This window comes from Streptomyces griseomycini (genome assembly GCF_014203535.1).
GTDB classification, from domain to species: Bacteria; Actinomycetota; Actinomycetes; order Streptomycetales; family Streptomycetaceae; genus Streptomyces; species Streptomyces griseomycini.
Genome location: NZ_JACHJI010000018.1, coordinates 107,594 through 119,695, shown reverse-complemented (window position 1 = coordinate 119,695; position 12,102 = coordinate 107,594). Strand labels below are relative to the sequence as shown.

12 protein-coding genes, 4 pseudogenes and 1 other annotated feature are annotated in these 12,102 nt (G+C 68.4%); of the genes and pseudogenes, 7 read left to right on the top strand and 9 right to left on the bottom strand.

Annotated elements, in window-relative coordinates:
• Together FHS37_RS33765 and FHS37_RS33760 are read right to left on the bottom strand one after the other, a co-directional pair.
• Positions 1-551 (bottom strand): transposase (locus tag FHS37_RS33765; protein WP_184828273.1); only part of this gene is annotated, 551 nt, incomplete at its 3' end.
• Positions 541-786, bottom strand: a complete 246-nt coding sequence (locus FHS37_RS33760) for a Helicase associated domain protein (RefSeq protein WP_446001700.1) — start codon at positions 784-786, stop codon at positions 541-543. The genes FHS37_RS33760 and FHS37_RS33765, both read right to left, overlap by 11 nt.
• A 337-nt stretch (positions 787-1,123) precedes the next feature.
• On the opposite strand from FHS37_RS33760, the gene FHS37_RS33755 reads away from it, so the two are divergent.
• From FHS37_RS33755 to FHS37_RS33745, 3 genes and pseudogenes are all read left to right on the top strand, one after another.
• Positions 1,124-1,990 (top strand): GNAT family N-acetyltransferase, encoded by an 867-nt coding sequence (locus FHS37_RS33755; RefSeq protein WP_184828271.1) that lies wholly within the window; start codon positions 1,124-1,126, stop codon positions 1,988-1,990.
• A 350-nt stretch (positions 1,991-2,340) separates the two neighbouring features.
• Positions 2,341-2,556, top strand: a complete 216-nt coding sequence (locus FHS37_RS33750; protein ID WP_229890318.1) for a hypothetical protein — start codon at positions 2,341-2,343, stop codon at positions 2,554-2,556.
• A gap of 60 nt (positions 2,557-2,616) precedes the next feature.
• Positions 2,617-3,458: pseudogene (locus FHS37_RS33745) on the top strand (transposase family protein).
• A 132-nt stretch (positions 3,459-3,590) separates the two neighbouring features.
• On the opposite strand, the gene FHS37_RS33740 reads toward FHS37_RS33745, so the two are convergent.
• The gene (locus FHS37_RS33740) at positions 3,591-4,208 is read right to left on the bottom strand and encodes a TetR/AcrR family transcriptional regulator (protein WP_184828269.1); all 618 of its coding nucleotides are present in this window, start codon (positions 4,206-4,208) and stop codon (positions 3,591-3,593) included.
• A 172-nt stretch (positions 4,209-4,380) separates the two neighbouring features.
• Between FHS37_RS33740 and FHS37_RS33735 the strand changes: the two genes are divergently transcribed.
• On the top strand, positions 4,381-4,602 hold the full coding sequence (locus tag FHS37_RS33735) for a hypothetical protein (RefSeq protein ID WP_184828267.1): 222 nt from the start codon (positions 4,381-4,383) through the stop codon (positions 4,600-4,602).
• A 54-nt stretch (positions 4,603-4,656) separates the two neighbouring features.
• On the opposite strand, the gene FHS37_RS33730 is transcribed toward FHS37_RS33735, so the two are convergent.
• Both FHS37_RS33730 and FHS37_RS33725 read right to left on the bottom strand, forming a co-directional pair.
• Positions 4,657-5,610, bottom strand: a complete 954-nt coding sequence (locus tag FHS37_RS33730; RefSeq protein ID WP_184828265.1) for a MerR family transcriptional regulator — start codon at positions 5,608-5,610, stop codon at positions 4,657-4,659.
• Positions 5,611-5,680: 70 nt separating this feature from the next.
• Positions 5,681-6,925 (bottom strand): annotated as a pseudogene (locus FHS37_RS33725) (IS3 family transposase).
• Positions 6,516-6,644 (bottom strand) — a sequence feature (AL1L pseudoknot). Its footprint overlaps the pseudogene before it by 129 nt.
• Before the next feature lie 49 nt (positions 6,926-6,974).
• Between FHS37_RS33725 and FHS37_RS33720 the strand changes: the two are divergent.
• A pseudogene (locus FHS37_RS33720) lies at positions 6,975-7,157 on the top strand (ATP-binding protein); the annotation flags it as partial.
• A gap of 38 nt (positions 7,158-7,195) precedes the next feature.
• On the opposite strand, the gene FHS37_RS33715 reads toward FHS37_RS33720, so the two are convergent.
• On the bottom strand, positions 7,196-7,630 hold the full coding sequence (locus tag FHS37_RS33715) for a DUF6228 family protein (protein ID WP_184828263.1): 435 nt from the start codon (positions 7,628-7,630) through the stop codon (positions 7,196-7,198).
• Positions 7,631-7,784: 154 nt separating this feature from the next.
• Between FHS37_RS33715 and FHS37_RS33705 the strand changes: the two are divergent.
• Positions 7,785-8,527, top strand: a pseudogene (locus FHS37_RS33705) (IS5 family transposase); the annotation flags it as partial.
• Positions 8,528-8,542: 15 nt separating this feature from the next.
• Here FHS37_RS33705 and FHS37_RS33700 read toward each other — a convergent pair.
• From FHS37_RS33700 to uppS, 3 genes are all read right to left on the bottom strand, one after another.
• Positions 8,543-8,842, bottom strand: coding sequence for a hypothetical protein (locus tag FHS37_RS33700; RefSeq protein WP_184828259.1), 300 nt, complete (start codon positions 8,840-8,842; stop codon positions 8,543-8,545).
• 263 nt (positions 8,843-9,105) lie between these two features.
• A complete protein-coding gene (locus FHS37_RS33695; RefSeq protein WP_184828257.1) occupies positions 9,106-10,572 on the bottom strand; it encodes an oxygenase MpaB family protein in 1,467 nt (488 codons plus the stop codon).
• Positions 10,569-11,279: a polyprenyl diphosphate synthase gene (gene uppS / locus FHS37_RS33690; RefSeq protein ID WP_268254627.1), complete on the bottom strand. Its 711-nt coding sequence runs from the start codon at positions 11,277-11,279 to the stop codon at positions 10,569-10,571. Before uppS ends, FHS37_RS33695 begins: the two co-directional genes overlap by 4 nt.
• A gap of 271 nt (positions 11,280-11,550) precedes the next feature.
• Between uppS and FHS37_RS40240 the strand changes: the two genes are divergently transcribed.
• Positions 11,551-12,081, top strand: coding sequence for a hypothetical protein (locus FHS37_RS40240; RefSeq protein ID WP_229890319.1), 531 nt, complete (start codon positions 11,551-11,553; stop codon positions 12,079-12,081).
• The last annotated feature ends 21 nt before the right edge of the window (positions 12,082-12,102 follow it).

Below are 12,102 nucleotides of genomic sequence, written 5' to 3'. Positions count from 1 at the left end.
TAGACCGGGTCGAGGGGCCTGCTCTGCCACTCGGCCATGCCCTCCAGCACCTTGTCGGTAATGGTGGAGATGGTCTGGCGGGAGACCTCGGCGCCATAGACCTCGGCCAGGTGGGCCTGCACCTCGCCGGTGGTCAGGCCCTTCGCGGCCAGCGAGATGACCATCTCGTCGACCCCGGTCAGGCGCTTCTGCCGCTTCTTGACGATCTTCGGTTCGAAGGAGTCGTCGCGGTCGCGGGGCACGGTTATCTCCACCGGGCCGACGTCGGTCAGCACCGTCTTGGAGCGTGTGCCGTTGCGGGAGTTGCCGCCGTTCTTGCCCGCCGGATCGTGCTTGTCATAGCCGAGGTGGTCGGTGATTTCGCCTTCCAGGGCGGACTCCAGCAACCGCTTGGTCAGCTGTTGCAGCAGCCCGCCCTCGCCGGTCAGCTGCAGGCCCTCGGCCTGGGCCCGGCTCGCCAGCTCGTCGATCAGCTGGTCGTCCACGGCCTTCGCCGATACAGCCGGTGCCGACTCGACAGCGTCCTGCTCGGCCACGTTCTCACTGGTCATCGATGCATCCTCCATGATCGGGAGTTACACCGAACGATTTGCAGTCCCTGACGTTGGTCGGTGCCAGCAGGTGCCCGTTCTCCTTGGCCCACCCTCGGGCGGCAGCCAGACTCTCTTCCCAGGCGACGTCGTAGTGCGACCAGATCATGCCGAGCTTTTCGAGCTGCGCGATGCGCTCCTCGTCCATGTCCCCGCAAGCGTAGAAGCGGCGGGCGTCGGCGATCCACCGCCCCAGAAAGTGGTGTGCATCGTGAAGGTGCTGGTCACGGGTCTGGCGTGAGTTGTCTTCGGCGTACTCGTGCTGGTCGTGGGCGGCAGTCTGAGGTGTAGACCGTCTGGTAGGTGCGGGTTTTGCGATTTCTCGCCCGCCGTCTCGGGTTGCGCTCGTACGCTCGGCGCATGGTGGACCCCGAGGTGCATGAGCGGATCACCGCGCGCCGTGCGGAACGGGGGGCACCGAAGCTGCCGGGCCATTGCGGGAGCAGAAGCTCTTGGCCGGGCCGCTGCGGGAGCAGCGGCCCGGCCCGGTTAATCGGTTGCGGACCTTCGGGACGGGGTGTCTGATCCCGGCTATGACGATTGTGCTGGGTACGCCGACTGTCGACGGGGTACGCAAGGCCATGGCCGCGCTGCGGGTGTGGCAGCACGACGAAGCGCCGATGCAGTTGCATCCCGGGGACATCGGCTGGAACTACCGGTTCGGAACGGCCGAGACGGCCGCGGTGATCCGGACCTGGAGTCGGGACGGGCGGATTCTCGCGGTCGGGATGCTGGACTCGCCGACGCTGGTGCGGATGACGGCCGCTCCGGACGCTTTCCAGGATGAGGACTTGGCGCGGCGGCTCGTCGAGGACTTCTCGCTGCCTGAGCGCGGCGTACTGCCGGAAGGAGCGGTGTCCGTCGAGGCGCCGCTGGGCCTGCTGCTCCACGACCTGCTGAGCGAGGAGGGGTGGGGCGTCGACGAGCCGTGGACGCCGCTCTTCCGCGACCTCACCGAGCCGGTGGAGGGCCCCGGCGTGCGGATCAAGTCGATCGGCCCGGAGCACGCGCAGGACTTCGCCGACGTCCTGCGGTCGGCGTTCAACACCTCGAGGCCTACGCGCGAGTACTGGCACGCGATGTCGGCGGGGCCGTTCTACGCCGACGCCCGCTGCCTGGGCGCCTATGACGACCAGGGCAGCGTGGCGGCGGTGGTGACGGTGTGGTCGGCCGGCCCGGGGAAGCCGGGGCTGGTCGAGCCGATGGGCGTCCACGAGGACCACCGTGGGCGCGGCTATGGCCGGGCGATCACCGTGGCCGGGGCGGCCGCGCTGCGGGAGATGGGCTCGTCGAGCGTACGTGTATGCACGCCGAGTTCCAACGTCGGCGGCGTCGCCACGTACAAGGCGGCCGGGTTCGAGGTGCGGCCGGAGGTGCGGGACCGGATCCGGACGGCCTGACGCCGGGGCTGCTCGGTAAGACGACAGTTTGGGGCGTAGATCGTCCGGTAGGTGCGGGTTTTGCGGTTTCTCGTCCGCCGTCTCGGGTTGCACTCGTACGCTGCGGCGCATGGTGGACCCCGAGGTGCATGAGCGGATCACCGCGCGCCGCGCGGAGCTGGATGAACTCGAAGAGCAGCTGGTCAAGCAGCTGTCCGAGGTGCGGGCTGAGCGGGACGAGCCGGCCGTGGCGGTGCGGGTGTGGCAGCGGATGAGCGAGCAGCTCGCTGATGAGCGGGCAACGGGCGGGTCGCCGGTGGTGCAGGTGGCGGGTCGGGCCGGTGCGGCTGGTCCCGGACCGGGTGTCAGGGGTGGCCGAGTCCGCGCTGCCGGCGGACTACCAGCGCATCCTGGCCGCCGTGCGGCAGGCCGGCGGGCCGGTCGCCACCCGGGCCGTCGGTGAGGCGTTGGGTCTGGACACCGGAGTGCGGGGCAAGCTGGAGCCGCTGCGCGGGAAGTTGACCAAGCTGGCCGGTCGCGGCTGGCTGCATCAGCGGGGTGACGGCAGGTTCACCGTACGCCCGTAGTCGCTGGGCTCAGAGCGGGTGGGCGTAACCCGCGGGCTTCCGGCGGCAGTTGAGTTTGGTGTGAAGAGAAACAACGAAACCGTCGAGGGCCCTGGCGGCCTTGTTTACACCGCCCGCCTGCCGCTGTCGAGCGCCACCTTGAACTATCCCACCGATCTGATCCGCGGCCACTGCACGAAGATCCGCTCGCCGTGGCGGGCGCTGCCCGCCGGGAAGATCACCGGGATCGTGCTGGCGGTGCTGCGCTGTGACCAGCGGCCCGGAGACCTGGCCGGCGGCAACGGCATCCACCGCACCACCGTGAGCCGGTGGGTGCACGAGGTCGTCGGCCTGCTGGCCGCCCGCGCCCCGCGCCTGGACCGCGCGCTCAAGAAGATCACCCGAACGGGCGGCGGCATCGTACTGCTGGACGGCTCACTGATACGCACCCGACGCCGCACCGGAGACGCGAACCGGAAGAACTACTCCGGTAAGAGCACATGCCACGGACTTCCCCTGATCGCACTCACCGACGATCGTGGCCGGCTGCTCCGGGTCTCCGCGGCCCGGCCCGGACGCACCTCGGAGATCACCGCCTGCCGGCACAACCACCTCACCGCCCATCTGCGCGCGACCGGCCTCGGCGTCATCGCCGACCTGGGCTTCATCGGCCTCGACGACAACGACGACCCGGACGCCGACCCGGCCGTGATCACCGGCTACAAGACGGCCCGCAGCCGGCCCCTGGCCCCGGCCAGAAACTGTCGAACACCGTGCTGGCCTCAGTCCGCGCCCCGGTTGAGCACGGCTTCGCCCACCTGAAGAACTGGCGCGTCCTCACCAAGCTCCGCACCGACCCGAAGTCGGCGACCGCCCTGGTCAGGGCCCTGCTGGTGCTGACCAACCGCGAAATCGCCCGCTGACCGATGATCTTCCCGAGAGGAATCCGCCCACGACCAGCCCGAGAATCCCGAAGACGACTCACGCCAGGCCCGTGACCTGCAACTTCACGATGCACACTGCTCAGTGGTCGACGGACGAGTACGTCTGCTGCCTCAGGCCGTTGCCTCGCGCTGGTCCGATCCCAGGATCTGATCGATGTGATAGCCGAGCACGCGTCTGGCGGCATCCGGTGAGCGATACCCAAGGGCGACGTCCACTCCGAGACTCGTAGCGAGTGACCAGCAGATGTCGGCGTCGACGCGCTCTTCGCCGCGAGGTTCGCTGCCTCGCGCCTGCCGGGCCGCAGCGATGAGCCCGGCGGTGAAGGAGAGCAGTTCGTCGTCGCCCGGAGCCAGGACCCGGGCCATCGTCGGGTCGGATACGGCCCGCCCCGCTGCTGCCAGGGAGAACCGCATGAGCCGCATGCTCTCCTGGTCAGCGTTGATCAGGGCATGGAGGCATGTACGGAGCACGGCTTCCGGGCTGGTTACGCCGGCTGCCCTGACCTCGTTCTCGATGTTGGCGTTCACGGCTCGCACCGCTCGGTCGAGCGCATCGCGAATCAGGGCCTGCATCGAGGAGTAGTAGTGCTGCACCTGCCCCATGGAGACGCCTGCTTCGTCGGCCACCTTGCGCAGCGTCACCTGCTCAATGCCGCCCCGGACGGCCAGCGACCAGACGGCGTCGACCAGGCGCCTCCTGCGCTCCTCATGGTTCACGATCTTCGGCATTGCGCCTCCTCCCTGGCCGTTTACCATGCATCTGCATTGCAAACGAGGTTCCGCCTTATTACAGTGCAAGTGCACTGTAACCGTCCCACCGACGGCCATGGCGGTGTGGAGGGCGCCCCCGGTGGAGTGCTGCTGCGCGATGGCGACGTTCTGGAGATCTGGAAGGCATCACATGAAGTACGACATCCTTGAGGGCCTCGGTGTGGTTCTTCTCGCCCTTGGGGCGCAGGGAGCAATTCGCCAGCTCATCGATCACGACAACGCCGGCCTGCTCGGCTGGCTGCCAGGCGGATTCGCAGCCGGCATCACCGTCTACGTTCTCGCCATTGTGATCGGCGCAGTCGTTGCGGGCTGGGCCCACGGCGCAGCGAAGGCGGTCGGCCGTCGCCGCTGAACAAATCCGACCGAGTTCCACCGTTCGCTACACAGACCCCCGTCAGGCGTGGGACTACTGCACGCGGGACTGCTGCGGGGTGTGAGTGCGCAGGGCTTCTGTGAACCACGTGAACACCGGTGCCAGGCTGGGCGGGACGGGCCATCCGTTGATGACGGCCAGCAGGTGCCAGTAGCGTTCCGCGCGGGGGTCGCCAGCGATCTCCAGGCGTGTCAGCAGCCAGTGGCGCAAGTCGGCGTCGTCGGCGCGGCTGAAGGTTTGGGCGTAACGGGCGGTAAGAGCGTCGAGGATGGGTGTGGCCTCGGCCGAGGCTGGAGCGATGCCGACATCGAGCGCGCGGCCGACGGTGTCGCGGACGGTCTCGGTGAGGTCGTGATGCAAGCCGGTGACGTCGCCTTGAGCGCGCTCGGCTGCCTGGTACTCCGCCATGCGGCGGACGGCGGCACGGAAGTCGGGGTCCTGGGTGAGCTCGGCGAGTTCCACCCAGGCATCGACCTGATTGGGTTCGGGGTCGTCCGGCAGCTCAGGCATGGCCGAGCGCATCATGTCCACGAAGTCGGCGTTGGCGTCGAACCCGCCGAAGGTGTCGTCGATGAAGTCATTGATGAAACGTCGGCGTTCGTCGTCGGAGAGCTTGGCAAGCTTGTGCATGAGGTCCATTTCCTCGGGGGTGGAGCCCCTTTTGGCCACCGCTCGCAGTACCGCGCGCCGCAGTCGCAGAGTGCGGATCTGCGCCTCCAGGGCGTCGGCGTGTGCGGCCGCGACCTCGGGCACCGAGACCTCCCGGTCCAGCACCTGCCGGATGACAGCAAGGTCGAGCCCCAGGTCACGCAGGGTGCGTACCAGATCCAGACGCGCCAGTGCGCCGATGTCATAGAGACGGTAGCCAGCCGGGCTGCGGTCCGTCGGCGGCACGATTCCGGTGTCGGAGTAGAACCGAATGGTCTTGACCGTCAGCCCGGTCCGCCGGGCCAGGGCCCCGATCGTGAAGAGCGTGTCGCCGTCCATGCCTGCACCTTCGTGCCTCCCCCCACGGGAGACTCAAGCCCAGTGAAGCGCTCCGGGATCGGTGGAGGCTCTATGCGTTGGCTCCAGCCGCCGGTTGGGGCTGGTGTCGAGCGTAGTAGTTGGTCTCGTGTTCGTGGGGTGGGATGGTCCCGATCGCAGTATGCAGACGCTGGTTGTTGAACCAGTCGACCCATTCCGCGGTCGCGAGCTCGACGTCGGGCAGGCCGTGCCACGGCTTGCGGGGCTTGATCAGCTCGGTCTTGTAAAGGCCGAGCTGGGACTCCATGAGGGCGTTGTCCAGGGCGTCGCCGACGGTGCCGATCGAGGCGTCGATGCCGGCCTCGAGGAGGTGGGCGGTGAAGGCGAACGACGTGTACCTGACTGCCCGCATCGGAATGATGTATCAGCCCAGGTCCGACCGGGTTTCCGGCTCGGTCGCGGCGCCATAACGCCATATCGAGAGCGTCTAGGACGAGCTTGGCCCGCTTGCTGGTGGCCGCGGACCAGCCGACGATCGCCCGGGAGAACACGTCGACGACGAAGGCGACGTAGACGATCCCGGACCAGGTGGCCACGTAGGTGAAGTCGGCGACCCACCGCTCGTTCGGATATGAGGCGGTGAAGTCGCGTTGCAGCAGGTCACCGGCCCGATCGTGGCCGTCGTCGCGGATGGTGGTGCGGGTACCGCGGCCGCGTCGGACGCCCTGGAGGCCGAGGTCGCGCATCAGCCGGGTGACGGTGCAACGGGCCACTGGTATGCCTTCGCGGTGCAGCTGTCTCCAGACCTTCCGCACCCCGTAGACGCTGAAGTTGTCGGCGTGGACGCGGCTGATCTGCGTTTTCAGCTCCGCATCCCGCACCGACCGCGCACTGGGCGTCCGCTTCCTGGCGGCGTAGTAGGTGCTCGTGGCGATCTTCAGTCCGTGACTGGTGAGGACTCTGCAGATCGGCTCGACCCCGAACACCTGCCGGTGCTCGTCGATGAACGCTACGAGCGCTTCGACGGCCGGTCGAGCTCGGCCGCGAAGAAAGCTGAAGCCGCCCTGAGGATTTCGTTCGCCCTCCGTAGTTCGGCGTTCTCGGCCTTCAGTCGCTTGATCTCCGCTGCCTCCTCCGAGGTCACACCGGGGCGGTGGCCGGCGTCGACCTGGGCCTTGCGGACCCAAGTCCGCACCGTCTCGGCGGCACCGATACCCAGCTTCGCGGCGACCGCCTTCATCGCGGCCCACTCCGTCGGATAGTTGGGACGGATCTCCGCGACCATGCGCACCGCACGCTCACGAAGCTCGGCAGGGTAAGGGGAAGGACGGGCCATGAACTCGATCCTCTCAGGGAATCGAGCCTCCAACAGGCCCGGAGCGCTTCACAGCGTCGCCATCGCCTCCAACGAGTCCTTCAGCGGTTGGACCAAGACCTTCACCGACCCCCGCCTCTGCGCGGCCATCGTCGACCGCCTCACCTTCGGCGGCAACATCATCGAGACTGGCACCGACTCCTACCGTCTCGCCACCACCCGCGCCCGCGCTGAGCAGCAGGCCGTCGGCTGAACCGGACGCGGGAGTGCCTGCCGGGCGACGTGGGCGACTTACCCCTGGCGCAGAAATTCCCGCAGGTCCGCAGCTACAGCTGTCATCCCTTCACCGGCTTCGATCACGGTCGTCACCGTGCACTTCCAGTCACCGGGAAAGAAGCCGGACCGAAGCGTCCAGTCCAGATACACATGACCACCCGAGCCGAAGGCCGCCGTCACGACCAGATGATTGTTGATCCAAACCCGCTCCCCCTCCCAGCCACGAAAGTCGCGCGCGAGGCCGTCGAAGAACTCGCTCATGTCATCCCAGACGGTGAGGGTCACATTCTCGAGCCGTGCACGCACACCATCAGCAACGGCCTCCACCGCGAAGACGGACTCGTACTCATCCGCACGCGACCAGTCGAACAACCGGACAGAGGCCGCCAGCGCCCCCGGCCCCCGCACGACGAGCTCAGCTTGCCCTGGCCCCACCTCGATCAGACTCACCCACCGAAGGATACGGACGTCGACACGTTGACGACATCACGATTCCGTGGCCCAGGACCGTTGCTGATTCTCATCAAAATTCGACGGCCCAGCAGCAGCCATCTGTTCCCAGCGCCCACCGACAAGTGCTCTTCGTTCTGACCTACGTAGCCACCACCGGCTCTGGTCGGCCGACGGCACCTGGGAACGGCTGCTGCAACAGGTCCAGGCTGCGGCCGACGCGGCCGGCGAGATCGACTGGGACATCTCGGTGGACTCCACCATCGTGCGCGCCCACCAGCACGCGGCGGGCGCCCGCACCGATCCGCCGCCAACCCTTGCCGCGCCAAAGGGGGACGAGATGGTGGAACACCAGGACGAAACACCGTGGCAGAGCCTCGTCGGCCGGCTGGTGGAGATGGCGCAGGAGGCGAGGGCCTGGGCCGTTCACGCGGCGGCTTCACCAGCAGGATTCACCTGAGCGCGGACGGCCACTGCCGCCCAATGTCTCTGATCGTCACGCCGGGGCAGCGGGCCGACTGCACCCAGTTCGTTCCGGTGCTGGAGAAGATCCGGGTCCTCCGGCTCGGGTCGGGCAGACCCCGCAAGAAGCCCGACAGCGTCGCGGCCGATAAGGCTTACAGCAACGGTCCCTGCCGTCAGTATCTGCGGTGCCGCGGCATCCGGCACATGATCCCGGAGAAGGCCGACAGCCAGGCCGCCCGCCTACGCAAAGGAGCGCGCGGCGGACGGCCGCCAGGCTTCGACGAGGACCGGTACAAGAAGCGCAACACCGTCGAGCGGGCCATCAACAAGCTCAAGAACTCCCGTGCCGTCGCGACCCGTTACGACAAGCGCGGGTACGTCTTCCTCGGCACCGTCACCGCGGCCGCCCTGGTCATCTGGCTCCGCACCTGACCGCGTGCCGCGACGTCAGCGCACCGAGGCGCCCGGCGCCAACGCCAGGCCCGCTGCCGCGAGGAAGTCCTCAAGACTGATGACACCGCTACCGGTGCCGTCGTCCCATTCGATCAGGAGCCCCGAGCGGCCCTCGTTCCACGACTCCAGACTGTCATCGAAGTCAGGGTCGGGATGCCACTCGACGCAGCCCTCGCCATGCCGGTATCGGAGATACAAGTACTGGCCGCCTGCCGTCCAGGCATCCCACTGCGACGGATAGGCAGAACACGTCTGCACAACCCGCGCAAGCTTCCGGCCCTCATCTGTATCCATCCGAGGATGGTCGCGCACCAGTAGACCCCTGGCAATCGGCTTCAGGCTGCCGTCACAGGCGCCTCAAGTAGCGGCTAGAGCACGCCATCAATGATCGGCCGGACAGCTCCTAGCTGCCGACGCCACCAGAGCGACGAGTGCGTGGATGAGAAGCGCGCGCCCAGGAGGTCCTGCCGCTCGAGGAGATTTCGCCACGACCTGAGCCGCAAATCCGGACGTGGGTACGAAGCGTGCAACCGTGGCCGCCAACATGCACGAGTTCGTCAGGCGTCGGCGAGAAGGGGGTCATACGCGGTGTTCTTGCGGCGGCCGGACATGAAGGAAAGGAAGTCGCCCACGAAGGCGCTGCGGCCGTAGCTGCCGTCTGTGGTGGTGAGGTCGCGGTGGAAGGCGGTGCGGAAGAGCGCCCGGTGTTCGTCCGCGTTGATGGTCCCGCTGCCGTCCTTGTCGGTGGCGTCGAAGAGCACCTCGGCGACGCGGATGAGCGCGGGACCGGCGAGGGAGGGTACGGCGGCGGCGTACTCGTCGGCGCTGACACGGCCGTCACCGTCCGTGTCGAGGGCGGCCTGGAGCTCGCGCCACCAGGCGGCGAAGGCGTCGTAGAGCCGGGTCTCCTCGGGTTCGTCCAGGTCAAGGCGGGTGGCCAGTTCGCGTGCCATGGCGGCGAGGTCAGGCCAGTCGAGGTGGCCGTCGCCGGTCTGGTCCAGCACCTGACGGAAAAACTCCTCCGCCGAGCGCTGGCCCTCTGCCGCCGCCGAGCTAGCCGGGACCGGGTCGGGGCCCGTGTCACCGTTCAGTGGTGTGAGGAGGCGGAGCAGGGCCGATGCCCGCTTCATGCGGGCGCGCAGCGCGGTCACGGTCCGGGCGCGGGGGTCATCGCTGTCCGGTGAGAGGGAGAGGGTCTCGATGATGGTTTCGGCATTGATCCAGCCCTCGGGCAGGAAACGGGTGAGCCCGGCGGCGAGGTAGGCACCCTGCATGAGGGTCGGGGCGCCGGGCATCTCGGGCAGGCCGGCCCTGCGCCGGTAGGGCTCGGGAAGCGAGGCGACGGTGATCGCGCCGAGGAGCGGACCGACGACGGCCCGGCCGGCCGCCCACAGCGTCGGCGCGCTGTCGAGCAGTGCCGGGGCGGGCAAGTGGTCGAAGAGCCGGTAGAGAATGATGCGGGCCGCCTCGGTGTTCTCCAGCTCGTCCTCGACGACCCGGTCGAAGTACCGCCAGAAGTCGTTCAGGTCCTCGGGGAGTTCCCCGGCATCGCCGTCGAGCGCGGCGAGGAAGGCGCGGTACTCGGCGTACATGCGCTCCATGGTGTCTTGGTCGAGCGGCTGACCGCTCAGTCGGCACATGGTGACGGCGCTCTCGTAGAGGGTGGCGACCACCCAGGCGCGGGCCGCGCGGTCCATGGCGTCGTAGGAGCGGCCGCGGGTGTCGGAGCCGCTCATGCGGGCGTGCAGCCTGTTGAGCCGGGCGGCCTCCCGTTCACGTACGGCTGGATCGGCATTGAACATGCGCCGCATGCTGAGGAAGGTGTTGCGCAGCCGACGCCAGGGGTGGGCGACGAAGGTGGAGTTGTCGGCGAGGGCGGCGCCGATCTGCGGGTGGGCGGCCTCCAGCACGGTGGCGCGGATCATGGCCAGCGCCCAGCGCGGGTCGTCGAAGAAGGCGCGGAACTGTGATTCCGGGCCGAACAGGGGTGCCTTGTCGGCCGTTCCCGTGGTTCCAGTCGTCATGACGGGTCTCCGTTCGTCTGGGGCGGCACGCCGCCGAAGCGGCGGTCACGGCGCCGGTAGGTGTGCAGGCAGGTGAGGAAGTCAGGGGCCCGGAAGTCTGGCCAGAGCACCTCGGGGAACACCCACTCGGCGTAGGCGACCTGCCAGAGCATGAAGTTGGAGATGCGCTGCTCGCCGGAGGTGCGGATGACGAGGTCGACGTCGGGGGTGTCGGGAAACGGCAGATGGTCCGCGAAGAGCCGCTCGGTCACATCATCGGCGGGTGTCCCGTTGCGAATCAGCGACTTGGCGGCCTCGACGATGTCTCGGCGTCCGCCGTGGTCGAAGGCGACGGTGAGCGTCATCCCCTGGTTGTCGGCGGTCAGCGTCGCCAGATCGTCGAAGTCCTGGGCCAGCTCCCGGGGGATGCGCGGGTCGGTGGCCCCGAGGAAGCGGCAGCGGATGCCGCGAGCGAGAAGCAGCGGTGCGTGCTTGCGCACAACCCGGCGGACCATGCGCATCAGGTAGTCGACCTCGGTGCCGGGGCGGTTCCAGTTCTCGGTGGAGAAGGCGTACAGACTGAGCCACTCGACTCCGGCCGCCCGGGCCGCCTCGATGATGTCGATGACGGTGGTTTCGGCAGCCCGATGGCCCGCCGTTCGTGGAAGCGAACGCCGCTGAGCCCAGCGGCCGTTGCCGTCCATCACGCAGGCTACGTGCCGCGGCACCGCACGCGCCGGCCCATCGTCCCGCCGCTGATCGTTGCCGTGCTGTCGCCCATCCGCCCCGTCCCCCGTTGCCGTGCGTGCGCGATGGACGCCGTGATCCGTCACACCCAGCCCCGTCTCGCCCGGAGCGGCACGGTCGGCCCTGCCCCGCTCGGTCACGCCCACCCCGTATCGTCCATACGCACGCCCCACCGGAGCGTTCCCTCCTAGGAGTCTGACGGCACGGAAGGATCCTGACCGGCCGAACAGGGGGTCGTCACCCTTGGCTCAGATGTCCGATTCCCTTCGGCATCGGCGGCTTTCTCCGGTGACCACGATCGACAACCTCATCCGCCTTCGCCCCCCCTCCGTCTCCGCCGCTCCCATCGGCCAGGGCCAGGCCCTTCTCCTGAAGATGAAGCCACAGGCTGTCCGACTGCTTGCGCGACGAACCCGCGCGCAGCCACCCGTCAGGCGGCTCTCATCGCGCGGGTTGGAGCGTGACCGCATCCAAGAATCCGCGGACCTGCGCGCTTCCGACCCGGCCGCACAGAAGGTCCGCCGCCAGGAGCAGGGCCACCAGTACGTCGAGGCCCGGCTGATCGCGCTGGGCGCTCCCGTACCGCGGGCCGGCTGCGATCCCGCGGTGTGGCTACGGGAGGCCCTGACAGCGATCGGTACCCGTAGCGTCCGCCACCGCGGCGCCCACAGGTTCATCTTTCCCCTGGGCCAAAACCGGCGACAGCGTGCCCGCACCAAGATCGGGATCGATGCGCGACCGCCCTATCCACGCCGCCCCGACTCCGAACCGGCCGCCCTGTGACGGCCATCCACCCATTCCCCT

What these genes read in the sequence shown, in the direction of transcription:
- FHS37_RS33730 (WP_184828265.1), bottom strand. Translation starts at nt 5,610, where the DNA reads ATGGACGGCGACACGCTCTTCACGATCGGGGCCCTGGCCCGGCGGACC.
- FHS37_RS40240 (WP_229890319.1), top strand. Translation starts at nt 11,551, where the DNA reads ATGTCCGATTCCCTTCGGCATCGGCGGCTTTCTCCGGTGACCACGATC.
- FHS37_RS33740 (WP_184828269.1), bottom strand. Translation starts at nt 4,208, where the DNA reads ATGCCGAAGATCGTGAACCATGAGGAGCGCAGGAGGCGCCTGGTCGAC.
- FHS37_RS33755 (WP_184828271.1), top strand. Translation starts at nt 1,124, where the DNA reads ATGACGATTGTGCTGGGTACGCCGACTGTCGACGGGGTACGCAAGGCC.
- FHS37_RS33735 (WP_184828267.1), top strand. Translation starts at nt 4,381, where the DNA reads ATGAAGTACGACATCCTTGAGGGCCTCGGTGTGGTTCTTCTCGCCCTT.
- FHS37_RS33695 (WP_184828257.1), bottom strand. Translation starts at nt 10,572, where the DNA reads ATGACGACTGGAACCACGGGAACGGCCGACAAGGCACCCCTGTTCGGC.
- FHS37_RS33700 (WP_184828259.1), bottom strand. Translation starts at nt 8,842, where the DNA reads ATGGATACAGATGAGGGCCGGAAGCTTGCGCGGGTTGTGCAGACGTGT.